This window comes from Pseudochrobactrum mosebachae (assembly GCF_048914685.1).
Taxonomy (GTDB): Bacteria; Pseudomonadota; Alphaproteobacteria; order Rhizobiales; family Rhizobiaceae; genus Pseudochrobactrum.
On record NZ_CP128408.1, the window covers coordinates 2,552,669 to 2,575,823 of the forward strand.

At 48.7% G+C, this 23,155-nt stretch carries 20 protein-coding genes; 12 read left to right on the plus strand and 8 right to left on the minus strand.

The features are described from left to right. Window positions 1-101 precede the first annotated feature (101 nt). Both MP213Fo_RS11625 and MP213Fo_RS11630 read right to left on the minus strand, forming a co-directional pair. On the minus strand, window positions 102-1,163 hold the full coding sequence (locus MP213Fo_RS11625) for an ABC transporter ATP-binding protein (protein ID WP_421089158.1): 1,062 nt from the start codon (window positions 1,161-1,163) through the stop codon (window positions 102-104). A gap of 48 nt (window positions 1,164-1,211) precedes the next feature. After that, window positions 1,212-2,000: an IclR family transcriptional regulator gene (locus tag MP213Fo_RS11630; RefSeq protein ID WP_421089159.1), complete on the minus strand. Its 789-nt coding sequence runs from the start codon at window positions 1,998-2,000 to the stop codon at window positions 1,212-1,214. Between the two features lie 132 nt (window positions 2,001-2,132). Here MP213Fo_RS11630 and MP213Fo_RS11635 point away from each other — a divergent pair, with 132 nt between their 5' ends. The 8 genes from MP213Fo_RS11635 (at window position 2,133) to MP213Fo_RS11670 (ending at window position 12,663) form a co-directional block, all read left to right on the plus strand. Next, window positions 2,133-3,842, plus strand: a complete 1,710-nt coding sequence (locus tag MP213Fo_RS11635; protein WP_421089160.1) for an IlvD/Edd family dehydratase — start codon at window positions 2,133-2,135, stop codon at window positions 3,840-3,842. After that, on the plus strand, window positions 3,842-4,615 hold the full coding sequence (locus tag MP213Fo_RS11640; RefSeq protein WP_421089161.1) for an SDR family NAD(P)-dependent oxidoreductase: 774 nt from the start codon (window positions 3,842-3,844) through the stop codon (window positions 4,613-4,615). Before MP213Fo_RS11635 ends, MP213Fo_RS11640 begins: the two co-directional genes overlap by 1 nt. Then, the gene (locus tag MP213Fo_RS11645) at window positions 4,612-5,544 is read left to right on the plus strand and encodes a 2-dehydro-3-deoxygalactonokinase (RefSeq protein ID WP_421089162.1); all 933 of its coding nucleotides are present in this window, start codon (window positions 4,612-4,614) and stop codon (window positions 5,542-5,544) included. The genes MP213Fo_RS11640 and MP213Fo_RS11645 overlap by 4 nt, the downstream gene beginning before the upstream one ends. Continuing rightward, window positions 5,529-6,137, plus strand: coding sequence for a 2-dehydro-3-deoxy-6-phosphogalactonate aldolase (locus tag MP213Fo_RS11650; RefSeq protein ID WP_421091125.1), 609 nt, complete (start codon window positions 5,529-5,531; stop codon window positions 6,135-6,137). Before MP213Fo_RS11645 ends, MP213Fo_RS11650 begins: the two co-directional genes overlap by 16 nt. Then, the gene (locus MP213Fo_RS11655; protein WP_421089163.1) at window positions 6,134-6,994 is read left to right on the plus strand and encodes an SMP-30/gluconolactonase/LRE family protein; all 861 of its coding nucleotides are present in this window, start codon (window positions 6,134-6,136) and stop codon (window positions 6,992-6,994) included. Before MP213Fo_RS11650 ends, MP213Fo_RS11655 begins: the two co-directional genes overlap by 4 nt. Before the next feature lie 1,467 nt (window positions 6,995-8,461). After that, the gene (locus MP213Fo_RS11660) at window positions 8,462-10,021 is read left to right on the plus strand and encodes a D-aminopeptidase (RefSeq protein ID WP_421089164.1); all 1,560 of its coding nucleotides are present in this window, start codon (window positions 8,462-8,464) and stop codon (window positions 10,019-10,021) included. Window positions 10,022-10,352: 331 nt separating this feature from the next. Beyond that, complete coding sequence (locus MP213Fo_RS11665; protein ID WP_421089165.1) at window positions 10,353-11,681, plus strand: MFS transporter; 1,329 nt, start codon at window positions 10,353-10,355, stop codon at window positions 11,679-11,681. 436 nt (window positions 11,682-12,117) lie between these two features. Next, on the plus strand, window positions 12,118-12,663 hold the full coding sequence (locus MP213Fo_RS11670; RefSeq protein ID WP_421089166.1) for a DUF924 family protein: 546 nt from the start codon (window positions 12,118-12,120) through the stop codon (window positions 12,661-12,663). A gap of 6 nt (window positions 12,664-12,669) precedes the next feature. Here the strand turns inward: MP213Fo_RS11670 and MP213Fo_RS11675 are convergent, their stop codons facing one another. Both MP213Fo_RS11675 and MP213Fo_RS11680 read right to left on the minus strand, forming a co-directional pair. Beyond that, the gene (locus MP213Fo_RS11675; protein WP_421089167.1) at window positions 12,670-13,734 is read right to left on the minus strand and encodes a bifunctional transcriptional activator/DNA repair enzyme AdaA; all 1,065 of its coding nucleotides are present in this window, start codon (window positions 13,732-13,734) and stop codon (window positions 12,670-12,672) included. Window positions 13,735-13,853: 119 nt separating this feature from the next. Then, entirely contained in the window at window positions 13,854-14,672 is an 819-nt protein-coding gene (locus tag MP213Fo_RS11680; RefSeq protein ID WP_421089168.1) for an extensin family protein, read from the minus strand. 142 nt (window positions 14,673-14,814) lie between these two features. On the opposite strand from MP213Fo_RS11680, the gene MP213Fo_RS11685 reads away from it, so the two are divergent. Together MP213Fo_RS11685 and MP213Fo_RS11690 are read left to right on the plus strand one after the other, a co-directional pair. Further along, window positions 14,815-15,483 carry a pseudouridine synthase gene (locus MP213Fo_RS11685; RefSeq protein ID WP_421089169.1) on the plus strand — a complete coding sequence of 223 codons (669 nt, stop codon included), beginning with the start codon at window positions 14,815-14,817 and terminating at the stop codon, window positions 15,481-15,483. Between the two features lie 25 nt (window positions 15,484-15,508). Next, complete coding sequence (locus MP213Fo_RS11690; protein WP_421089170.1) at window positions 15,509-16,126, plus strand: class I SAM-dependent methyltransferase; 618 nt, start codon at window positions 15,509-15,511, stop codon at window positions 16,124-16,126. A 26-nt stretch (window positions 16,127-16,152) separates the two neighbouring features. Here the strand turns inward: MP213Fo_RS11690 and MP213Fo_RS11695 are convergent, their stop codons facing one another. After that, the gene (locus MP213Fo_RS11695) at window positions 16,153-17,412 is read right to left on the minus strand and encodes a TIGR03862 family flavoprotein (protein ID WP_421089171.1); all 1,260 of its coding nucleotides are present in this window, start codon (window positions 17,410-17,412) and stop codon (window positions 16,153-16,155) included. Window positions 17,413-17,808: 396 nt separating this feature from the next. Here MP213Fo_RS11695 and MP213Fo_RS11700 point away from each other — a divergent pair, with 396 nt between their 5' ends. Then, on the plus strand, window positions 17,809-18,522 hold the full coding sequence (locus tag MP213Fo_RS11700) for an autoinducer binding domain-containing protein (RefSeq protein ID WP_421089172.1): 714 nt from the start codon (window positions 17,809-17,811) through the stop codon (window positions 18,520-18,522). Between the two features lie 55 nt (window positions 18,523-18,577). On the opposite strand, the gene MP213Fo_RS11705 is transcribed toward MP213Fo_RS11700, so the two are convergent. Both MP213Fo_RS11705 and alr read right to left on the minus strand, forming a co-directional pair. After that, window positions 18,578-19,834, minus strand: a complete 1,257-nt coding sequence (locus tag MP213Fo_RS11705; protein WP_421089173.1) for a D-amino acid dehydrogenase — start codon at window positions 19,832-19,834, stop codon at window positions 18,578-18,580. A 53-nt stretch (window positions 19,835-19,887) separates the two neighbouring features. After that, window positions 19,888-21,042 carry an alanine racemase gene (gene alr, locus MP213Fo_RS11710; RefSeq protein WP_421089174.1) on the minus strand — a complete coding sequence of 385 codons (1,155 nt, stop codon included), beginning with the start codon at window positions 21,040-21,042 and terminating at the stop codon, window positions 19,888-19,890. A gap of 258 nt (window positions 21,043-21,300) precedes the next feature. On the opposite strand from alr, the gene MP213Fo_RS11715 reads away from it, so the two are divergent. Continuing rightward, complete coding sequence (locus MP213Fo_RS11715; RefSeq protein WP_421089175.1) at window positions 21,301-21,762, plus strand: Lrp/AsnC family transcriptional regulator; 462 nt, start codon at window positions 21,301-21,303, stop codon at window positions 21,760-21,762. A gap of 17 nt (window positions 21,763-21,779) precedes the next feature. Here the strand turns inward: MP213Fo_RS11715 and MP213Fo_RS11720 are convergent, their stop codons facing one another. Further along, window positions 21,780-22,919: an alpha-hydroxy acid oxidase gene (locus MP213Fo_RS11720; RefSeq protein WP_421089176.1), complete on the minus strand. Its 1,140-nt coding sequence runs from the start codon at window positions 22,917-22,919 to the stop codon at window positions 21,780-21,782. Between the last annotated feature and the right edge of the window lie 236 nt (window positions 22,920-23,155).

Here is a 23,155-nt window from a genome sequence, read left to right on the forward strand (position 1 = left end):
CCCTTTGTTGTTTCATATAGTGAAACTCGGTTTTATTTATTTAAAGGATGCAGAGAGCCTGCATTGGTATTAAAATCGTAACTACCTTTATTTATTGCGTTTTATCGAAGTCTTTGTTCGGACACAGCATCAAATAGCAGCAGGTTATCCGCGGATATACTGAGTCCTATGTCTCCCTGTAAAAGCCCTGCATCTGTTTCAGGGACTTCAACAAGAATTCTTTCACCCGTTGGTGCAATCAGATAGCTATAAAAAACTGAGCCTAAAGCCTCGGTAATCGAGATGTCATGTGTTTTGAGAGTGTTGGAAATTTTAATATGATGCGGTCTGACACCGACAATAATATCGCTGCCCTCAGCCGGTAACCGGATACGGGCTTCAAAATCTGTGGCCGATAATCCCGGAGCATGTATCTTCCCATTTTTGACTTTCGCTTTCACGAAATTCATGCTCGGCGTGCCGATAAATCCTGCAACAAAACGATTATTCGGATTATGATAAAGGTCTAAAGGTGAGCCGACTTGTTCAACGCGACCGGCACGTAACACGACGATCTTATCGGCCAATGTCATGGCTTCGACCTGATCATGCGTGACATAGATCATTGTCGCGCCGATTTGCTTGTGCAGGCGGGCAATCTCGACGCGCATTTCGACGCGCAATTCTGCATCAAGATTGGATAAAGGCTCATCAAATAGAAAGACTTCCGGCCCACGGACAATAGCACGCCCTATCGCTACGCGTTGGCGCTGGCCGCCAGAAAGTGCTTTGGGCTTTCGCTCAAGATATTCTGTAAGCTTGAGGATATTGGCGGCTTTTTCAACTTTCTGATTTATTTCGTCTTTTGGATGTCCGTTCATACGCAAGCCGAAGCTCATATTTTCTGCAACCGTCATATGCGGATACAGCGCATAGGTTTGAAACACCATCGAGATGCCCCTTGATGCGGGATCAAGGTCGGTGACATCTTTTTCGCCGATATGAATTTTACCCGAGGTTGTTTCTTCAAGGCCGGCTATCATGCGCAGTAATGTTGATTTTCCGCAGCCCGAGGGCCCAACAAAAACACAGAATTCCCCATCTTTAATGTCGAGGTCAATGCCATGAATGACCTCGACATTCCCGTATTTTTTTACCGCCTGATTTAATGTTACGCCTGCCACACTTGCCCCCAATTAGTTCTTATTCTTGTGTGATTGCATTTGTCATTTTCAGATGCTCGGATAACTCCAATCCTGCGCATCGCGACCAATATTTTCAACCGCTTGCCGAAGAAGCGGCAGCTTTTGTTTTAACTCATCAAATGAAGTGCGAAGGAGTGAATCGGTAATTGATACGCTGCCCAGCACCCGGCCATCCGCATTAAAGATTGGCATGGCAATACAGATGATGCCTGCTTCATGCTCTTCCTCATCCAAAGCATAACCTTGCTGCTGAATGAGCTGTAAGCGCTGTTTTAATGCAGCCGGCGATGTCAGCGTGTTGGGTGTAAAACGATGGAAACTCTGAAGCGAAATGATCTTTTCCTGCTCTACTGCCGGTAAAAAAGCGAGCATCGCTTTGCCTACGCCTGTGCAGTAAGTCGGCCCTACTTTTCCGGCTTGCGAAAACATTTCGATAGGGTCACGCGCATTACGTTTGTCGACATATAAAACCTGACCCTGATCAAGCTGGGCAAGGTGAATTGTTTCCCGCACCTGCGAGCTCAAACTGTCAATATGCGGGCTGGCTATCGAGGCCAGTGAAAAATGTGCCCATGCAGAATGCGCAAGCTTCAACAGCCTCAAGCCAGGCATATAGGTGCCTTTATCCTTGTCATAGCTGAGCATGCCTTCGTCAGTCAGTGTTCTGACAAGCCTGTAGAGTGTCGGTTTTGGAAACAGGCCCGTGGCCAGAATTTGCGTGAATCGTACTGGCACGCCGAATTGAGCTACACAATCAAGCACTTCCAAAGCTTTTCCTACAGTTCCGCCGCTCGTGGTGGCGTCTTTGGTGGTCATGATGTGGCTCCAGACTATTTTATGACTTCATGTTCGACAGGCTGCCGATCAATGTTGACATTGGTAAACCATTCCAGCAATAATATCAATATATGAAATAAGGTTTCATTATTTGAGACAAAAGGATGTCTTATGAGTAAAGCCCGCCGCAGCCGACATTGGTATGGAAAACAAGATAAAGATGGATTTATCCATCGTAGCTGGATGAAAAATCAGGGTTTTCCTGATCATGTCTTCGACGGCAGGCCGATCATTGGCATTTGCAACACCTGGTCAGAACTGACCCCTTGCAATTCCGGACTTCGTGATTTGGCGGAGGGGGTCAAGCGCGGCGTCTGGGAAGCCGGAGGCTTTCCGGTAGAGTTTCCGGTTATGTCTTTGGGCGAAACCCAGATGAAACCGACAGCTATGCTGTTCCGTAATCTGCTTGCGATGGATGTCGAGGAGTCGATTCGCGCCTATGGCATAGACGGGGTTGTTTTGTTGGGCGGATGTGACAAGACCACACCTGGTCAGTTGATGGGGGCGGCAAGCGTCGATTTGCCGACGATCGTCGTCAGTTCCGGCCCGATGCTTAACGGCAAATATAAAGGGCAGGATATCGGCTCTGGAACGGATGTCTGGAAGTTTTCGGAATCGGTGCGTGCCGGCGATATGACGCTTGCCGATTTTATGGCGGCAGAATCAGGGATGAGCCGTTCCAAGGGCGTTTGCATGACGATGGGTACAGCATCCACCATGGCCTCACTGGTTGAGGCGATGGGAATGAGCTTGCCGACCAATGCTGCATTACCCGCCGTTGATGCCCGTCGTATGGCGTTGGCTCATCTTACGGGCAAGCGTATTGTCGAGATGGTCGATGAGGATCTCAAGCCTTCTGATATTTTAACGAAAGCTGCCTTTGAAAACGCCATTCTGGCCAATGCGGCAGTTGGCGGATCCACCAATGCGGTGGTGCATTTGCTGGCATTGGCGGGGCGGGTTGGAGTTAATTTGAAACTCGATGATTTCGAACTGGGCTCTGACATACCTTTGCTGGTGAATTGCATGCCTTCCGGACGTTATCTGATGGAAGATTTTTGTTATGCGGGCGGAATGCCTGTCGTTTTGAATGAATTAAAGCAACTCTTGCGGCCTGCGCGAACCGTTATGGGTTCGGATATATTGCATTATGCACAAGGTTCTGAATGTTATAATCGTGATGTGATTTTCCCGCTCAAAGCACCGGTAAAACCGGCAGCCGGATTAAGGGTTTTACGGGGAAATCTTGCACCGGACGGAGCCATTATCAAACCCTCAGCCGCGACGCCTGAATTGCTCGAGCATGAAGGTGTGGCGCATGTCTTTTCATCTATTGAAGATATGAAGGCGAATATTGACAGGGAGGACCTTGAGGTCACCCCGCAAACAATTCTGGTGCTGAAAGGTTGCGGCCCTAAAGGATATCCGGGAATGCCGGAAGTGGGCAATATGCCGATCCCGAAACGTTTGGCGCAACAAGGCGTGAAGGATATGATCCGCATCAGTGATGGTCGTATGTCTGGAACCGCATATGGCACTGTGATTTTGCATGTCAGTCCGGAAGCGCAAGCGGGCGGACCGCTGGCTTTGGTTGAATCAGGTGATCGCATCAAAGTCTCAGCAAGTAGTGGATTATTGCAGCTTTTAGTCAGTGAAGCAGAGCTTGAGCAGCGCAGAGAAAAATGGCAGCCGGATGAACCACATTATGTGCGTGGTTATGCCAAGCTTTATATTAATACGGTTTTGCAGGCCGATAAGGGTGCCGATCTGGATTTTCTGGTGGGCAAAGATACCCGCCTTGTAACGCGGGAGAGCCACTAATGTCGAAATCCAGTATATTTCCGGATTTGGATGGCCAATCGGTTTTTATTACCGGCGGCGGCGCGGGGATCGGCGCTTATCTGACGGAAGGTTTTTTGCAGCAAGGCGCGCGGGTCACATTTGTCGGGCGTAATGATGCAACAGAATTCTGCAATGAAATGTCAGATAAATATCCGCAGAACAAACCACTTTTCATTCAGTGCGATATTACGGATACGGAGGATTTGCGCGCAAGCATTGCAGAGGCATCGCAGCGCCATGGCGCAGTGCGGGTTCTGGTCAATAATGCAGCCAATGATAAACGCCATAGCACCGAAGAAGTAACGCCTGAATTTTGGGACCAGATGCTGGCGGTTAATCTCAAGGCGTATTTTTTTGCATGCCAGGCGGTGATTGCAGGTATGAGGGAAAACGGTGGCGGTGCGATCGTTAATTTCTCATCGATCAGTTACATGATGGGTAATAGTGGTTATCCGGCTTATACGACATCAAATGCGGGCATCACAGGCATGACCCGATCACTGGCAAGAGAGTTTGGACCGGATATGATCCGCGTCAACGCTTTGGCTCCGGGCTGGGTGCTTACCCAGCGCCAGAAAGATCTATGGGTTACGCCTGAGGCGCTGGAGGCTCATTTGGAGCGTCAATGTATCAAGCAAGCGCTTGAACCACAGGATATTGTCGAAGCAACGCTTTTTTTATCCTCACGCGCCAGCCGTATGATGACGGGACAGACAATTGCCGTTGATGGCGGGGTTGTGGTGTCGGGATGAAAGACGAAGCTGTTATTGAGAAAATTGAATGGGTGGCCGTCGATTGGGGAACCACACATTTACGCGTTTTTGCCATGGATGCGGATGGCAAAGAGCTTGCTGCGCTCAGCTCAGAACGGGGTATGGGTAAGCTTAAGAGTGATGAATATGAAGCTGTTCTGCGAGAACTTATTTCTCCTTGGACGGGCTTGAGAACATTAAAAATTATTTGTTGCGGTATGGTCGGTGCAAGGCAAGGCTGGATTGAAGCGCCATACCAAAGCCTGCCGTGTCATTTACCGTTGAAAGCGTTGGTTTCAGCACCGGTTGATGGTTCGGATATGCAGGTTTTTATTGTGCCAGGGCTGAAGCAGGAAAAACCTGCGGATGTCATGCGTGGCGAGGAAACCCAGATTGCGGGATTTTTATCGCGTCATAAAGATTTTGACGGTGTTATCTGCTTACCTGGAAGCCATACAAAATGGGTGCAAGCTGCGGGCAATAAAATATCGTCATTTCGTACTGTCATGACAGGAGAATTATTCGCGGCCATCTCTGCCCATACGGTTCTCAAACATAGCGTTGCCTGTGAAGGCTTTGAAGAGGGGGCTTTTCAGCTTGCTTTTGACAAGGTTTTCAAAGAGCCTGCATGTGTCTCGACGATGCTTTTTTCATTGCGGGCGCAGCATTTATTTAATGAAATTGATATGATTACAGCACGTTCCATGCTTTCCGGTATTCTTTTGGGAGCGGAAATCGCTTCGATCAAAGAGCTGTTGGCGGTTAAGCCGGTTGTCATCATCGGCGCTGAACGTCTTTCCGATGTGTATCAATTGGCATTGCGTAAAACGGGCGTAAAATCTTGTATTTATGACGCCGGTGATATGACGAAAGCTGGTCTTTATGCCGCTTATCAACGATTGGAGTTTTGCTCATGTCCCGTCAGTTAATCGCTATTTTGCGGGGCATAAAACCGCAGGAAGCCGTTGAAGCAGCTACAATTCTTATCGAAGCAGGCATTACTCAGATTGAGGTGCCGTTAAATTCGCCGGAGCCTCTCAAAAGTATAGGCTATATGGCTCATGTGGCAGGCGAAGATGCATTAATCGGCGCTGGAACCGTTTTAACGCCTCAGGATGTCATGGATGTTTATCATGCAGGCGGGCGTTTGATCGTTTCGCCCGACTGCAATACGGAAGTGATCGCGACGACAAAGAAGTTTAAACTGCTGAGCTTTCCGGGCGTGCTGACCCCAAGTGAATGTTTTTCTGCCTTACAAGCTGGTGCTGACGGGTTGAAAATATTTCCGGCGCCGGTACTGGGGATTGATGGATTAAAAGCTATCCGTGCTGTTTTACCTCAATCAACACAAATATTCATGGTCGGTGGTGTCGGGGTTGGAAATTTTAAAAATTGGCTCGATGCAGGAGCCAGCGGCTTTGGACTTGGTACCTCTTTATATCAGGCAGGAATGCCGCTTGATGAGCTAAAAAACCGTGCTCATGAGATAGTCAAAGCTTATGATGAGGCGCTTGAGCGATGATATATGACGACCGTATTTGTGAACTTGGTGAGGGGCCGTTATGGCATCCGCTACGCAAGCAATTATATTGGTTTGATATTCTTGGGCGCCGTTTGCTGACCCGTGATCAGGCTGGGCGTCAAAAAGAGTTTGTTTTCGGCGAGTTATCTTCAGCCGCCGGTTGGCTGGATGAAACGCATCTGATGATTGCTTCTGAAACGGGGCTTTACCGCTTTAATCTTGAAACGGAACAAAAGTCTTTGCTATGCGCTTTGGAGCAAGATAATCTAATTACCCGTTCAAATGACGGCAGAGCTGATCCTTGGGGTGGCTTTTGGATTGGCACAATGGGTAAAAAGGCTGAAAAAGATGCCGGTTCTATTTACCGTTATTATCAGGGTGAAATTACCAAGCTGTTTGGTCATTTGACTATTCCCAATGCTATTTGCTTTTCCCCTGATAAAAAATTTGCATATTTTACTGATACAGCCAAAAGAACGCTCATGCGGGTGCGTTTAAATGTGGAAACAGGTTTCCCGGTCGAGGAGCCGTCGACTTTGATACTACCCGCTAATATGCCATCGAACCCAGATGGAGCGGTGACTGATAAAGACGGCAGATTATTGGTTGCACAATGGGGAAGCGGACAGATTTCGGTTTTTTCTCCGGAAGGGCAAAGGCTGTTTGATCGTGATGTTCCAGCATTGCATAGCAGTTGTCCGGCATTTGGCGGCGATGACTTTAAAACTGTCTTTGTAACCTCCGCCCGCGAGGGCTTGAGCGCTGAATATATTAGTAATCATTCATCGAATGGCATGGTATTTGCATTGCATGATCTGGGGCAGGGGCGACCAGAAGTACAAGTTCATTTAGGTTGATTAATACGCTTTATTTGAGCTAGGTAACGGATCGCAAAAATGCCTTGCGATCCAATGTCACTATAGACGGAAGGAAGCAGTTGAAATCATCAACTGCTGCATAGATATTGCCTTCCGAAAAAAACGCATAGCCAGTGGCAGTGCCTATCAAGTTATTATTAAACGAGCACTTTTGCTGTATAAATGTCAGTTGAAGGCAGTGGCATCAAGCGGCCGGCCATTTCGGCTTTCAGGGCTTCATGACACTCGTGTTGTTCTTGGTTGCGATTACTCATGGCGCTTAATGTGACAAATTCTTCCAATACATGACCAGGCTTGATTTTTACCTCGACGGTTTTGTCACGATAGGTGAAGCGCCAGACATCTGGCCAGGATAATCAGAAATGACGTCCTTGCCTCTATGGTTTTGTTTATTGTCAGACGATTGTCGATGAGTGACGTGGTCCTGTTTTTCTGAACAGGTTTACTGTTCCGTTAAGCTGCTCCCTGGTTAGATTTCATGCTGTTTGGTTGATGTGTATTGCGCTAAAATATGCATTATTCGGCGTTTGTTTATTAAGGGCGGTGTGTGGTCGCTCCGTGTTGTAAATCCAATGCAATCCAGTCTTTGATCACGCGTTTGTCTTGGGGGTCATCCAGCAGTTCATGCAAATATACGGCCTCTTTCTTGAGGGATCGCCATAGTCTTTCGATGAAAATGTTATAGAGATAACGCCCACGATCATCTATTGAGATTTTGATCTTGGCATCAGTCAGAATAGCGATCCAGTCCCTTCCAGTAAACTGGGCCCCTCGGATGCCCTTCTAAAAGCCAAGCGGCAATTTGTTTCTGATTGATCTCTCTGTACCTCCGGATGATGGTGCGGAAACTTCATGAGCAATGTATCGTTTTACGCCATATATCAGGGCCGCGTGGGTGCGTGAGTTTTCTAATAAGTGCTCCATCGAAGCTGGCTTCAATGTGCAGGTTGAAACAGGTCTGTCGTTCTACAGAAAGGTTACAAGGAACTTTTCTGGTTCTAACCATAACTTGTCGGGCTCTGCTGGTCTTCTTCTGCGCTGGTAAAGGGATGAATAAATAATGTTGAGAAAAACAAAATTACTCTACTCAATGGTTTGATGTTTATCGACTAAGGCGTTCTAAGATACGATCATCGTAATGCAAGTAGGGCATTTATAATGATCTGTTTCCTAGATAGTTTGGGAGGAATGGTTACAAGTCTCGGTGTGATCACACCCCGCAATCAAAATCAAAATAAAACATAAGCCGCAGCAATAAATAAACCCCGCCATGAAAATGTCGGGGTTTTCTGAGTTTCGGAAATTTGTAACTGGCGTATTGTAAAGAAAGCTTTCGGAGAGGGCAGTCTTCAAAGTGGAAATGCTTCACCATTAAAATCTCTCTTGAGGAGTTTGGTGGGGTAGCTTATGCCTGATGTAAATTTCAGCAATTCAGGAATTAAGTTTATGCAAGCTGTTGATAAATCGGCAATTGATGCTGTGATGCGCTCTCTTCCGGAGCAGTATAAAGGGCCGGGTGGTGTGGCAGCCGTTCTTAAAGATGGTGAAGTCATCGCATCACAGGTCTGGGGCTATGCTGATCTTGATAAGCGGGTCGCTATGACGACTGAGACAATGATGCCGATTTGCTCGGTGAGCAAAGAGTTTACCTGTGCGGCATTGCTGGATATATTTGGTGAGGCGTCGGTGCTGGATGATGATCTGGCAAAATATCTGCCGGATTTTGAAGGCGAACGCCCGAAGATTGCTGATCTATGTCATAACCAGTCGGGTCTGCGTGATTATTGGGCGCTGACTGTGATCAGTGGTGCTGATCCTGAAGGGGTATTTACTCCGGATGATGCATTGAAACTGCTTGCTAAGATCCGCACAATCCATTTTGAAACCGGCACGCAATATTCCTATAATAACGGCAATTTCCGTCTGCTGTCCTTCTTGATTGAGGAGAAGACCGGGCAGTCGCTTGATCATTTGCTGCGCGAGCGTATTTTTCTGCCGGCTGGCATGGAAACTGCAGGCTTGTTTTCTGATACGTCAGTGACACCGGGCGGTACTGTCGGTTATGAGGGCAATATTGTTTCGGGCTTTACTCCGGCGGTAAATAATATCGATTGGAACGGCGATGCCGGTATTTGCGCATCTATGGATGACATGATCGCTTGGGATCAGTTTATTGATGCAACGCGTGATGATGTCAGTGGTATTTATAACCGCTTGGCGCGCCAGCAAAATTTCAAAGACGGTAAGCCTGCTTATTACGGCTATGGTTTGAAACATACAGATTTTGGCGGTTTTCATATTACCGGTCATGGCGGTGCTTTGCGTGGTTGGCGTTGTCAGCGTTTTCATGCCGCTGCCGAGCGTATTTCTGTGATTGTGATGTTCAATCATCAGGCCAGTGCATATGGCGCTGCCGAACAATTGATGCGTGCGGCTTTGGGCGTGGCTAAGGTTAAATCTGAGATTTTACCCGTTGATACCGCATGGTACGGAAATTATTTTGATCCGCACAGCAAACTCAGCTTGAGCCTTGCCCCAGCTGTTGGCGGGCAGGTTCATGCGCGCTTTAGCACATCGCCTGAAATGATGGATATGGGCGCTGACGGTGCATTGCACTCAGCCTCTATGGTGTTGCAGCGTGATGGTGACACTATCGCGCTGAACCGTGCCGATGAAAATCTGACAGCAAATATGCACCGCGTTTCCGGTGAAGGTAAAAAAGACATTGCAGGACGATATCATTGTACTGAAATGGATGCAGATTTTGTCTGTGAGGTTGCGGGTGCTGCAGTCTATGCCGCCTTTGAAGGGTTTTTAGGCAAAGGCCCGATGCAACCGCTTTTTGCTATTGCTGAGGATATCTGGTTATTGCCTTGCCAGCGCGGCATGGATGCACCGGCCCCCGGAGACTGGACTGTGGTTGCAGAGCGTGATGCCGGTGGTACGATCACCGGTTTGACAATCGGTTGTTGGCTGGCACGCGGCATTGTTTACAAAAAAATCTGATAGATGATTGAATTGCCGCCGCAAAACAGAACTGTTTTCCGGCGGCATTTTTATGGCTATTTATCTGGTCAACTATTTTTATAGGTGACTTTTAGTGCTGTATCTACGCAATTATATGAAGAAATCACTGTGTTTTTGATGGTTTTATTACGTTCTATAAGTTAGGAATTGCTCATTATATGCTCCCGGTTTTTTGTTTGAAAAGCGCCGGAGTGATTTCTTTAGTAGGTGTATTGGTGCTTTTAAACCGGTGCTTCTCTGCCCGATATTGATTGCAGGTTTGGTGAAATGGTTTTCCGTTTTTACCCGCCGCTCTGACAGGATAAAATAAATGAGTATTTCCGGCGCATCCGGGAAAGCTGCCCCAGATAATGGCAAGGCAGCTCCGGTCTTGAATTCGCCTGCGCGTGTGCTGTTTGCCAGCCTTGTAGGTACTACGATCGAGTTTTTCGATTTCTACGTTTATGCAACTGCTGCGGTTCTGGTCTTTCCGGCAGTATTCTTTCCGGCCAGCGATCCGACATCAGCGATGCTGCAGTCATTTGCGACCTTCTCGATTGCCTTTTTTGCGCGTCCGTTCGGTGCCATGCTGTTCGGCCATTTTGGCGATAAAGTCGGCCGTAAGGCAACGCTGGTTGCAGCATTGATGACCATGGGGCTTTCAACCGTGATTATCGGATTTCTGCCAACCTATGCGCAAATCGGTGTTGCTGCGCCATTGTTGCTGGCATTGTGCCGTTTTGGTCAGGGTTTGGGCCTTGGCGGTGAGTGGGGCGGTGCTGTGTTGCTTGCCACTGAAAACGCGCCTGAAGGCAAGCGTACATGGTATGCAATGTTTCCGCAGCTGGGTGCGCCGATCGGCTTTATTCTTTCGGCAAGTACATTCCTTATTCTTGCTGCAACCATGACCAATGAGCAGTTTATGAGCTGGGGCTGGCGTCTGCCATTTGTGGGATCGATCCTGCTGGTGGCTGTGGGCTTGTATGTTCGTATTAAAATCACTGAGACACCTGAATTCCAGAAAGCCATGGATAAGCAGGAGCGTGTACAGGTGCCTTTGGCTGCCGTATTCAGCAATCACAAGCGCGCCTTGGTGCTTGGCACATTCTCGGCTCTGGCAACCTTTGTGCTGTTCTATCTGATGACTGTGTTCATGCTGTCATGGGCAACGCGTCCGGTTGCACAGGCCGGACTTGGCTATTCGCGTGAGCAATTTCTGACCATTCAGATGGTGGGCGTTGCGTTTTTCGGTTTGTTGATTCCGGTCTCCGGCCTGTTGTCCGACCGCTATGGCCGTCGTTTCATTATGATCCTCACAACAATCGGTATTGCACTGTTTGGTTTGGCTATGGCGCCGCTGCTGAATGCCGGATTGATCGGTGCCGTGATGTGCTCGATCATCGGCTTCTCGCTGATGGGGATGACCTATGGCCCAATCGGTGCTGCATTGGCCTCGCCGTTTCCGGTTGCCGTGCGGTATACCGGTGCGTCCATGACCTTTAATATGGCAAGTATTTTCGGCGCCTCATTAGCACCTTATATCGCTACATGGCTGGCAACGACTTACAGTCTTGCCCATGTCGGCCTGTATTTGCTGGTGGCGGCAGTGATCACCTTACTGGCGATTGTTGCGCACAAAGATAAAGAGTTTTCTTCCTGATTGCTCAGGTGTGTGAGAAATAAAAAGGGCCGCTTGCGGCCCTTTTTATTATCGGTATTGGCTAGAGCGGGTAACGTTCAGGTTGGATCGCAGCGCTCGCTCTAGATTCTAGATTTATCGCATTGTCATACCTATCAAGTTGATTCAACTTGATAGTGAAATGCTCTAGAGCGGGTAACGTTCAGGTTGGATCGCAGCGCTCGCTCTAGATTTTAGAGTTTTCGCATTGTCATGCCTATCAAGTTGATTCAACTTGATAGTGAAATGCTCTAGAGCGGGTAACATTCAGGTTGGATCGCAGCGCTCGCTCTAGATTTTAGAGTTTTCGCATTGTCATACCTATCAAGTTGATAGTGAAATGCTCTAGCAAGGCTCTGGTAGTCTCTGATATTTGTTCTATTTAATATAAAAGTGAACTCAGACAGGAGAAAAGCATATGGCGCAGGTAAGCCCGCAGGAAATTCTGGATTTTTGGTTTTCAGAACAGGTTGAAGCCCATTGGTTTGTGCGCTCTGATGATCTTGATACGCAAATTAAACAGCGTTTTGGTGATATTTATGCATTGGCTGCCAGCGGTGGCTTATCAGAGTGGAAAGAGGATGCGCCAAGTACATTGGCTTTGATCATTACGCTCGACCAGTTTCCGCGCAATATGTTTCGTGGCTCACCGCAAGCTTTTGCGACTGATGCGCTGGCCTGTGATTTATCCAAATATGCTTTAGATAAAGGCTTTGATCAGAATGTTGATAGTAAAGCACGGCAGTTCTTTTACTTGCCATTGATGCATAGTGAAAATGTTGCTGATCAGGAGCGCTGTGTGAAGCTCTATGAAGGCCTTGGTAATGATTTTGCCTTAGGCTTTGCCAAAGAACACCGTGATATTGTTAAAGAATTTGGCCGTTTTCCGCATCGCAACACTGTACTGGGCAGAAAACACACGCCGGAAGAAACCGAGTTTCTTAAAACTCATTCAGGTTTTTAATCAGGTTTAAGCTACAGAGCGCTGTGCCATCCGTTTCTCATGTTCGAGTAGCCAGCGTTTGCGCCATAGTCCGCCACCATATCCGGTGAGCGCACCATCTGAACCAATTGTGCGGTGGCAGGGAATGACAATGGCAAGCTGATTGGCGCCATTGGCATTGGCCACCGCACGTATAGCTGTCGGGCGTCCCGTTATCTCCGCCAGCTCGGCATAAGAGCGGGTTTGCCCGAGTGGGATTTCTAGCAGCGCATCCCAGATCATGCGCGTAAATGCCGGAGCATGCAAAGCCAGCGGCGTTTTGAAACTGGTAAGAGTGCCGGAGAAATATTGCTTCAGCTCCGCTTCAATCTGGTCAATCGGAGCAAAGCGGCCAAAGCTGATTGAGGAGTTGCTGTATTGGCGCAATTTTTTCAGCTCATTTGGCAGGCCTTTACGTTCAAAAAACTCCAGCAAATGCAGGTGATGCCTGTCTGCAACCGCCAGCATGGTGCCGATCGGGGTTTCCAGCCAGTCGGCTTTCAATAAATCGCGGCCCTTCAAATGTGCCGGACTATCGCCGATCAATCGGGTAATAGCCTCACGAAAGCCGCTGCCGGAATCATAGCCGGCTTCAAGCTGGGCATCAATAATCGAGCTGCCGGCAGCGATACTTTCAATGCCACGTGCCTTGCGCCGCAACCGCGCCATATCCAGAAATGTCATGCCGATATGGCGTTTAAAAGCACGCCGCACTGTTGATGGATCAAGCTGCATCGCTACCAGATCATCCTCGCACCAGAAATGATCGGGGCGGGCATCCAGACAATCCAGCAATTTGGCCACCACCGGTTCCTTGCCGCGGAAAAAATCCAATGGGCGACAACGCTGGCATGGCCGGAAACCGGCTTCCATACAGGCGGCCGGATGATCAAAGAACCGTGTGTTTTCAAATTTTGGTTTACGTGCCGGACAGGACAGGCGGCAAAAAATACCGGTGCTGGTTACACCAACAAAAACGTGACCGTCATAGGACTGATCACGATCAAGAAGCGCCTGATAAAGTGTGTGCGGATCTGGTAAAGAAAAGAGCATATTTAAAAACTAGCATAAAATTTGGCAGCTGCCGCCGGAAATCGGGCGCCTATTTCCGTGTTCATTGTTTATGTGTTGTGCTTATATGCATTGCTGGATCGATTATCCGGTATTGATGATTATTGGCAAATACGCGCTGTACAGGATTTGCCGTGGCACCCCATATCCAGATGCATATTGGTTTTATGCGCACTATCGGCCTCAGGCCCCAGAACAGTCATAAACAGGGTGCAGCTTTTTTTATGTAGCTCACGCCAGAATTGCTTTTGCTTGGCGCCGCCGTTCCAGTCTTTTGCGAGTTCGGTGCTTTCGCCATTTGTGAGCGTGAATGACATAATATCTAGCGCATTACCTAGAGCATGTTCAGACACTCTGCCGCTGCTGGCATTGTTAACATTGCGGCACTGATAGTGGGAGCCTGTGCCAATGGTTTTGATAGTGCTGCCTAGATGTTGCTTTGCCAATGCATTTGCCTGTTCAGCCCATTCTGTTAGTGCCACAGTCATGGTGCAATTGGTAATAACGGGCTGATCAAAGGTCATCTCGACCGGCAGATTAAGTGCGGTGAGTTCTAACGGGCTCTTAACCTGACACTGGCCTTCGCTGATCGGGGCAATGATTTTCCCAGAAACCTGATTTTTCAACAGCGGCAAGCAGGCAGCCTGATAAATACGGGTTGCTTTTTGCAGAGGTTTTTTATTGTCAGGAGCAGGAGCAGGAGCAGGAGCAGGAGCAGGAGCAGGAGCAGGAGCAGGAGCAGGAGGCGCTTGTTCTGGTACTGGGGCAAATTGTTCAGGCAGTTCTGGTTTTTTCTCTGCTATTGTGCCCGGTGTTGCCGGTTTATCCTGAGGCACAGGCACTGCCTGTGCGGAGAAGGTCATAATAAAAACAGCGATAAAAGCAGATAAAAAACTTTGAATATCACGAGTTAACCGCATCACTATCCTTCGGTGTTTAAAATCAACAGGGCTAAGGCTGCGATGATAAACCTTTGAACAGGCTGTTCAGTTCCACTTTTTATGTTTTTATCTTGAATATCTGTGCTTCTCTGTGGCGCTCAAACCATGTTAGAGGAGCATCATGAGTGCTTTATCTTCTGTTTCACCAATCTATAATCCGCCATTAGATCCATATATTTCGGTTATCCATCGCGATGCCGATATTCTGGTGCTGGATAAACCAAGCGGATTATTGTCGGTTCCGGGTCGAGATCCGCGACTAGCTGATAGTTTGGCAAGCCGTGTGCAACAGCAGTTTCCGCAAGCTTTGATGATCCATCGTTTGGATAAAGACACATCGGGTGTGGTGTTGATGTCGCTCAACCGTAAAGCGCATGCCAAAATTGCCAGTCAGTTTGAAAACCGCACCACACAAAAATCTTATCAGGCGATTGTTTGGGGCAGGGTTGAGGATGATGAGGGCCTGATTGATCTGCCCTTAGCGATTGATCAGGATAATAAGCCGCGCCATCGGGTGGATTATGAAAACGGCAAACCGGCGCAAAGCCGCTGGCAGGTAGTGGAGCGCAGTGAATACGCCACGCGGCTGCGGCTGTTTCCGCTGACAGGGCGCACACATCAATTGCGCGTGCATATGAAGGCAATCGGGCATGTGATCCTTGGTGATGAATTTTATGCTGAGGGTGAGGCGCTGACTGCCGCAGACCGCTTGTTGTTGCATGCGGAGGAGCTGGGGTTTCAGCATCCTGATGGTCGTGATGTGCGGTTTCGTATTGCTTGCCCATTTTAACAATGAGCCTATTCAGAGAGTTGTGATGGCACAGGAAACGGACACAGACGAACTGGTTGTTGATTTTGTCGGCGGAGCGGTTGGCCACCGGTTCAGAGCATCCGAGGGGCGCGGGCAGGCGCTGGCCAAAGCGGCTGGTTTGATGCGCGGAGTTACGCCGGATATTGTGGATGCAACAGCGGGTCTCGGGCGTGATGCATTTTTGCTGGCGTCACTGGGTGCTAATGTGACTTTGATTGAACGCTCGCAAAAAATGCATGATCTGCTGGCTCAGGGACTGGAACGCGCTGCTGCAGAAGGCGGCCGCTACGCTGAAACTGTGGCGCGGATGACCTTGCTGTATGGCGATTCCAGCCTTTTATTGCCCGAATTGAAGCCGCAAGTGGTGCTGGTGGATCCGATGCATCCTCCGAGAGGAAATACCGCGCTGGTCAAAAAAGAAATGCGCCAGATCCGCGAGATTGTGGGTACAGATCCGGATTCAGAAAACCTGATGAAGGTTGCGCTTACATTCGCACAGAACCGCGTGGTGCTGAAATGGCCGCTGCGTGCCGAGCCGATGGCGGGTATCCGCAAACCTTCCCATCAGATTTTGGGCAAAAGCACACGCTATGATGTGTTCGTGATTGCTAAAATTACTTAATTTCAGAGTTTGCCGTTCTGGCTTGTTTACTTGGTCGCATTGCCATGGCTATCAGATTGCTCCAGCCATGCTGATATGCCATGTGCTGCCGCGCGGCCGGTAGCAAGGCAGGCGGTCAGCAGGTAGCCGCCGGTCGGGGCTTCCCAATCCAGCATTTCACCGGCCACAAATGTACCGGGCAGTTTATGCAGCATATAGCTATTAGCAATCTCACTCCAAACAATACCACCTGCCGTTGAAATGGCTTCTGCTATCGGGCGGGTTTGCAGGACTGGCAAGGCGATATTTTTGATATGCCGGCTGAGTTCTGGTGCTGAGAGTTGATTGATATTTGGTACCAACTCGCGCAATAAGGCTGCTTTAACGCCTTCAAGGCCGGTGGCTTTGCGCAAGCGGTTTGAAAAACTGCTTTTGGTACCTTGTTTTTCAAGATCACGTATCAAGCGTTCATAAGAACGGCCAGGGGTAAGATCAAGCGTAAGTGCAGCTGTGCCAGTAGCCTGTAATTCATCGCGCAAGGCGGCGCTATGTGCATAAATCAGGCTGCCCTCAATACCATGCTGTGAGATGACAAACTCGCCCTCAATGCGACCTGCTGCGGAGGTGGCGGCAACCGATTTAACCGGTGCACCGGCATGGCCAGCGGTAAATATTGTACTCCATTGCATATCAAAACCACAATTGGCAGCACGCAGCGCATTGATATCAATATTCTTTTCACGCAGCAGTGCGACCCATCCAGCATCGGAGCCAAGCCGCGGCCAGCTTGCGCCACCCAGCGCAAGCAGAACGGCATCATGCTGCGTGATGATTTCGCCCTCAGTTGTCGCAAAGATCAAATCATTGTCACGCCAGCCAATCCAGCGATGGCGCTTGAGAATAGTTACCCCTTGGCTTTCCAGCCGTGCCAGCCAGTTGCGCAATAAAGGTGAAGCTTTCATCCGTTTTGGAAACACACGACCGGAGCTACCGGTAAAAATCTCGATGTTTAACTCTTCTGCCCAAGTGCAGATATCTGCCGGAGTGAAGGCATCAAGTGCCGGTGCCAGATGCTCTGACGCATTGCCAAACCGGCCACGAAACTGTTGATACTCTTCCGAATGGGTGATGTTCAGACCGGATTTACCGGCGAGCAGAAATTTGCGCGCAACGGTCGGCATAGATTCGTAAACAGTAACCTGATGCCCTTGCTGCGAGAGGACTTCAGCCGCTGCCAGACCCGCTGGGCCGCCACCGATAATGGCAATTGTTTTACTGCCGGTTATGGCGCTGATTTGTGTTGTCATCTGAACTCACCTGTCGTTCAGATCGTTGTAGCCAAGTTCAGCGCTGACGCAAGTGACAAGCGGTGTTTATGATGCCGCTGGTTTGTTTGGTATTGAGTGCCTGCCCAAATGCGTAGAATCACCCCTAAAAATTGCCCGATAAAAATGTCACAATCTGTAAATTTAAATATATTTATCGGTTATGTTTTAGATTATTAGTCATAAAACTAAGTGTATTACAATAAATTACATGTATTTCTCTTAATAAAATATGTGTTATTTCAAATATTGATATAATTTGATTGGTATCTATTACTTCATTGTTATTATTTGTCCAAGTTGTTATCATCTGTGTGTTCATAAATTTTAAATAAAATCATTTTGATTGGTGTTTTTAAATAAGATAAGGTTTTCTTGATGAATATCTCACGACCAATTCTTGATAATGCCACTATAACAGATGTACAGGAATATGAACTTGTCGATAGTATCAGTAGCCACGCTTTGCAGCTTGGCTTTGAATATTACAGCTTCATGCTTCGTATTCCCCAATCTTTGACGCGTCCACGGGTTAAAGGGTGCGATAATTACTCTGAAGACTGGCGCACTTATTATTTGCGCAATGAATGTATGCTTACAGATCCTGCTATTCAGCTCGCCATGCGCAGCTCCAAGCCGGTGGTTTGGAGCGAAAAACTCTACCATCAAAATAAGACATTATGGCAGGAGATGAAACGAGACGGGCACTCCATAGGCGTGACCCAATCCTGCTGGGGCCCGCAATCTGTGGCCGGTTTCTTGTCTTTCAGCCGGAGTGCGGGGCCAATCAGCAAGACTGAACTTAAACATATTGAAGACGCGTTGCGTCCGCTCAGCCTGTCATTGTTTACGCAGTTTTATGATCTTTACCGGTTGGATGAGACCTATAATACCAATGAGCAGATTATTACATTGCGCGAGCGGGAAATATTGCGCTGGACCGGTGATGGTAAAACGGCTGAAGACATTTCTATTATTTTGAATATTACGCCGCGCACCGTACATTTTCATATGAATAATGTTTTGAACAAGCTGATTGTTTCAAACAAGGTGCATGCGGTGATGAAAGCACATCTGATTGGCTTACTATAAACAGCAATGCCGCCGCAGAGGCTGCGGCGGCATGATAGATATAGGCTGTAATCTCTTATTTGTAACGTGAAAGACCAAGATCTGACACGTCAATTTCAGGCTTCTGACCAGAGATCAGATCTGACATCACGCGTGCAGAACCGGCAGACATTGTCCAGCCAAGCGTGCCGTGACCAGCATTAATAAACAGGTTGTCATATTTTGTGGCGCCGATCACCGGTGTTGAATCCGGCGTCATCGGGCGCAGACCCGACCAGAATGTTGCCTTGGAAAGATCGCCGGCACCGTTGAACAAGCCGTTCAGCGATAATTCAAGCGTTTCACGACGTTCCGGTGTCAGACGCGGAATGTAATCGGTTACTTCGGCCATGCCACCAACGCGGATACGGTCGCCAAGACGGGTGATGGCTATTTTATAGGTTTCATCAAGAATGGTAGAGACCGGCGCGCGGGCTTCATCAATGATCGGAACCGTGATGGAATAGCCTTTAACCGGATAGATCGGCACATTGAGGCCAAGACCTTTTACCAGTTGTGGTGTGAAACTGCCGAGCGCTGCAACATAGCGGTCAGCGGTGAAATCACCCTTGTTGGTTTCAACCGCAACAATACGGCCGCTATTGAGCTTGAAGCCTTTAATGTCGACATTATAGTGGAATTTAACACCGAGATCTTCGGCCATTTTTGCAAGTTTTGTCGTAAAGATGAAACAATCACCGGTGCCATCATCGGGCATGCGCAAACCGCCAGCGATCATGGCTTTGACATTTTTCAAGGCCGGTTCGGCAGCAGTACAGGCTTCGGCATCCAGAATTTCAAATTTAATGCCATCTTGACGCAGGCTTTCAATGTCCTTGGACATCACTGCGTCGAAATCTTTCTGATTGCGAAACAGCTGCAAAGTGCCTTTTGAGCCTTCATCATAACTGATGCCGGTATCTTCACGCAGTGCAGTCAGGCATTCGCGGCTGTAGTTCGAAATACGCAGCATGCGTGCTTTATTGGTCGCATAGGCCGATGCGGTGCAATTGGCGAGCATCGACATTAGCCAGCCATACATTGCCGGATCGCAGGTCGGGCGAAAAATCAGCGGTGAGTGCTTTTTAAACAGCCACATTGCCGCTTTCTGCGGAATGCCAGGCGCTGCCCAAGGTGTGGAATAGCCATAAGAGAGCTGACCGGCATTGGCAAAGCTGGTTTCCAGCGCAGGGCCTTCCTGACGGTCAATAACAGTAACCTCATGGCCGGCTTTTGCCAGATAATAGGCGGTTGTAACGCCGATAACACCGCTGCCGAGAATTGTAACTTTCATGATATGCCTCTGTCATGTGCTGGCGTGATTATCCGTCAGGCAGTATGTAGTTATTAAAGTACGTTGTTAATATAGGTCCGGTGATATCTGTGACCAAGGGCGGTCAGAATATCATAGGAGATGGTTCCGGCGTCTCTGGCGACCTGTTCAAGTGTTTGACGCTCACCGATAAGCTCTACGAGACTGCCAAGTTTCAGCGTGCCTTCCGGCAGTGCCGTGATATCCAAAGTAATGGAATCCATGGAAACGCGACCGATAACCGGCAGGCGCGTATCGCCGTAATAGGCGGCACCTTTATTGCTCAGGTGGCGTGGCCAGCCATCAGCATAACCGACTGCAATGGTGGCAATGCGGGTTTCAGCCTTAGTGGTATAGCTGCCACTATAGCCAACCAAAGTCTGTGCCGGCACAGTGCGGCACTGGATCACCCGCGCTTGTAATGAAACGACCGGATGCATCGGGTTCGGTTTGTTTTCTTGCGGTGCGCCGCCATATAGGGCAATGCCGGGGCGCGCCAGATCATAGTGATAAGCACTTTGCAAAAAGCTGCCGCCGGAATTGGAAAAAGCTACAGGAAAATGCGGCAGCTGTTTCAGTGCTGCCTGCATCTGCGCAAGCTGCGCCTGATTTTGCGGGCTGTCCGGATTGTCGGCTGCCGCCATATGGCTGATGACATATTTGATATCAATCGCCTCAAGCAATGAAAGATCCGCCAGCAATTCACGCAGTTCAGGCTCTGAAAGACCAAGGCGTGCCATACCGGTATCCAGCTGCAACAGCGCTGGCAGGCGGCGATTTTGTACTTTAGCCAAAGCCACCCAGTTACGCAGCTGTTCCATTGAATTGAGCACCGGAACGATATTGTTTTTAGCGCAAAGCTGCTCTGTCTGCGGTTGCAAGCCGTTCAGCACATAGATGGTGATATCATTTGCAAGATGTGGCTGGAGAGCGATTGCTTCATTTAAATGCGCAACAAAAAAATCACGGCAACCGGCGGCATAAAATTGCGGGGCAACTTTGTCAGCGCCAAGGCCATAGGCATCCGCTTTAACCACCGCTGCTGCGCGGGTCGGTGCGAGCATATCTGCGATCAGCTTATAATTTGCACGTAATGCGGCCAGATCAATTGTGAGAATGCCACCGGCAGAAAGTGCCGCAGCATCTTCTTCTAATTGTATCAGGTTCTGGTCATAAGATGTCGTCGACATAAGCAATACCGCATGGTCACTGTTGAGCGAACCTTACTGTCTGGCTGGCCATGACAGTTCGGAGCGGGCAAACAAATTTATATCAGAGATTGCGCCATTTACGCTTGTCGTTTTGACTGTAAGAAAATGTCGCTAAAAACTTTATCCCTACTTTTAATTTTAATCGAATACTCTTCGAATGTTTTTGCTATTTTTGACAGGACATGCGAATTATCGCATCATTCACGTCATATTATGCTGAGTATTGGAATATTATTCGTGTCCAACCTTGATGCTATTGATCGCAATATTATCCGCTGTCTGCGCCGAGACGGACGCATGACCAATAGTCAGCTCGCAAGTGAGGTCGGGCTGTCGCAATCTGCCTGCCTGAGACGTGTGCAGATACTGGAAACCAGCGGGGTTATCCGCGGCTATACAGCGATTATTGCTGCACCCGATGCGGATGACCGGTTGGTGGCGCTGGTCAGTATTACGCTGGAGCGACAGACGGAAGAATATCTCAACCGGTTTGAAGAGGCGGTGCGCCGCCATCCTGAAATTCAGGAATGTTACCTGATGACCGGAGATGCCGATTATATTTTACGTGCCGAGGCAGAAAATACGGCAGCCTATGAGATCATTCACAAGGAAATTCTCTCACGGCTGCCGGGTGTGGTGCGTATTCATTCAAGCTTTTCAATCCGCAGTGTGTTGCTGAGCCGCACACCGGGTAAATGAGAAGTGTTGAAGCTGCTTTAGTCTTGATGCAGGATTGAGCGGTTGACATCAGTGATGCGGCGTTTGCCGCAAAGCGCCATTGTTACATCCATCTCACGGGCAATAATCTCCAGCGCTTTGCTCACACCCGGTTTGCCCATAGCGCCAAGCCCGTAGAGAAACGGCCTGCCGATAAAGGTGCCTTTGGCACCAAGAGCAATGGCTTTGAGCACATCCTGACCGGAGCGGATACCGCCGTCGAGATGAATTTCAATCCGGTCACCAACAGCATCCACAATCCGTGGCAGCATCGAGATTGATGATGGTGCACCGTCGAGCTGTCTGCCGCCATGATTGGAGACAATTATGGCATCGGCACCGGATTTGGCCGCCATAATTGCATCTTCCTCATCCAGAATGCCTTTGAGAATTAGCGGGCCACCCCAAAGAGATTTAATCCATGCCACATCATCCCAGTTGAGTTTGGGATCAAATTGCTCGGCAGTCCATGCCGAGAGTGATGACAGGTCGCTGACACCTTTGGCATGGCCGGCAATGTTGCGGAATGTGCGACGCTGCGTGCCTAGCATGCCAAGGCACCATTGCGGGCGGGTCATCATCTGCCAGATATGTTTTGGCGTGAACTTAGGCGGCGCAGACAGGCCGTTACGCAGGTCTTTATGGCGCTGGCCAAGTATTTGCAGATCAAGGGTCAGCACCAGTGCCGAGCAGCCAGCGGCTTTGGCGCGCTCAATAAGATTGCGCACAAAATCACGGTCTTTCATCACATAAAGCTGAAACCAGAATGGTTTTGTGGTCGCTTGGGCCACATCTTCAATTGAGCAGATACTCATAGTGGAAAGTGTGAATGGTACGCCGAACTCTTCTGCAGCTTGTGCTGCCAGTATTTCACCATCCGCATGCTGCATGCCGGTGAGGCCGGTTGGCGATAAGGCAACGGGCATGGTAACCGGTTGGCCAATCATAGTGGTGGCAAGTGTGCGCTCGGTCATATCCACCAGAACTCTTTGGCGCAGTTTGATTTTCGCAAAATCGCTTTCATTCGCCCGATAGGTGCTCTCCGTCCATGCACCGGAATCCGCATAGTCAAAAAACATTTTCGGCACACGCTTGCGTGCCAGTTTTTTAAGATCTGCGATTTCAAGGATGGTGCTCATAGGGTAGGGCTTTCTGAGTGCTATGCTGTTAATCCAGACAAGGCCAAACAAGGTCAAACTAGGCACTTGTGGTGGTCTGTTTGCAATATGCTTTAAGCGTTTGTTTTTACAGATGTTGCGCTCAAAAAGCATCATGATTTTATTAAAATACAGCAAAAGACTCTATTATAATTCATGTTATCCGCTATGTTTCTATTATTGTGAAATGAGTTGCAAAGGTTGTGCATAATGGTGGG

Bases quoted from the DNA above. Each gene is read 5' to 3' on its own strand.
- MP213Fo_RS11630 (WP_421089159.1), bottom strand. From the start codon at position 2,000: ATGACCACCAAAGACGCCACCACGAGCGGCGGAACTGTAGGAAAAGCT.
- MP213Fo_RS11635 (WP_421089160.1), top strand. From the start codon at position 2,133: ATGAGTAAAGCCCGCCGCAGCCGACATTGGTATGGAAAACAAGATAAA.
- MP213Fo_RS11640 (WP_421089161.1), top strand. From the start codon at position 3,842: ATGTCGAAATCCAGTATATTTCCGGATTTGGATGGCCAATCGGTTTTT.
- MP213Fo_RS11645 (WP_421089162.1), top strand. From the start codon at position 4,612: ATGAAAGACGAAGCTGTTATTGAGAAAATTGAATGGGTGGCCGTCGAT.
- MP213Fo_RS11650 (WP_421091125.1), top strand. From the start codon at position 5,529: ATGTCCCGTCAGTTAATCGCTATTTTGCGGGGCATAAAACCGCAGGAA.
- MP213Fo_RS11655 (WP_421089163.1), top strand. From the start codon at position 6,134: ATGATATATGACGACCGTATTTGTGAACTTGGTGAGGGGCCGTTATGG.
- MP213Fo_RS11660 (WP_421089164.1), top strand. From the start codon at position 8,462: ATGCAAGCTGTTGATAAATCGGCAATTGATGCTGTGATGCGCTCTCTT.
- MP213Fo_RS11665 (WP_421089165.1), top strand. From the start codon at position 10,353: ATGAGTATTTCCGGCGCATCCGGGAAAGCTGCCCCAGATAATGGCAAG.
- MP213Fo_RS11670 (WP_421089166.1), top strand. From the start codon at position 12,118: ATGGCGCAGGTAAGCCCGCAGGAAATTCTGGATTTTTGGTTTTCAGAA.
- MP213Fo_RS11675 (WP_421089167.1), bottom strand. From the start codon at position 13,734: ATGCTCTTTTCTTTACCAGATCCGCACACACTTTATCAGGCGCTTCTT.
- MP213Fo_RS11680 (WP_421089168.1), bottom strand. From the start codon at position 14,672: ATGCGGTTAACTCGTGATATTCAAAGTTTTTTATCTGCTTTTATCGCT.
- MP213Fo_RS11685 (WP_421089169.1), top strand. From the start codon at position 14,815: ATGAGTGCTTTATCTTCTGTTTCACCAATCTATAATCCGCCATTAGAT.
- MP213Fo_RS11690 (WP_421089170.1), top strand. From the start codon at position 15,509: ATGGCACAGGAAACGGACACAGACGAACTGGTTGTTGATTTTGTCGGC.
- MP213Fo_RS11695 (WP_421089171.1), bottom strand. From the start codon at position 17,412: ATGACAACACAAATCAGCGCCATAACCGGCAGTAAAACAATTGCCATT.
- MP213Fo_RS11700 (WP_421089172.1), top strand. From the start codon at position 17,809: ATGAATATCTCACGACCAATTCTTGATAATGCCACTATAACAGATGTA.
- MP213Fo_RS11705 (WP_421089173.1), bottom strand. From the start codon at position 19,834: ATGAAAGTTACAATTCTCGGCAGCGGTGTTATCGGCGTTACAACCGCC.
- alr (WP_421089174.1), bottom strand. From the start codon at position 21,042: ATGTCGACGACATCTTATGACCAGAACCTGATACAATTAGAAGAAGAT.
- MP213Fo_RS11720 (WP_421089176.1), bottom strand. From the start codon at position 22,919: ATGAGCACCATCCTTGAAATCGCAGATCTTAAAAAACTGGCACGCAAG.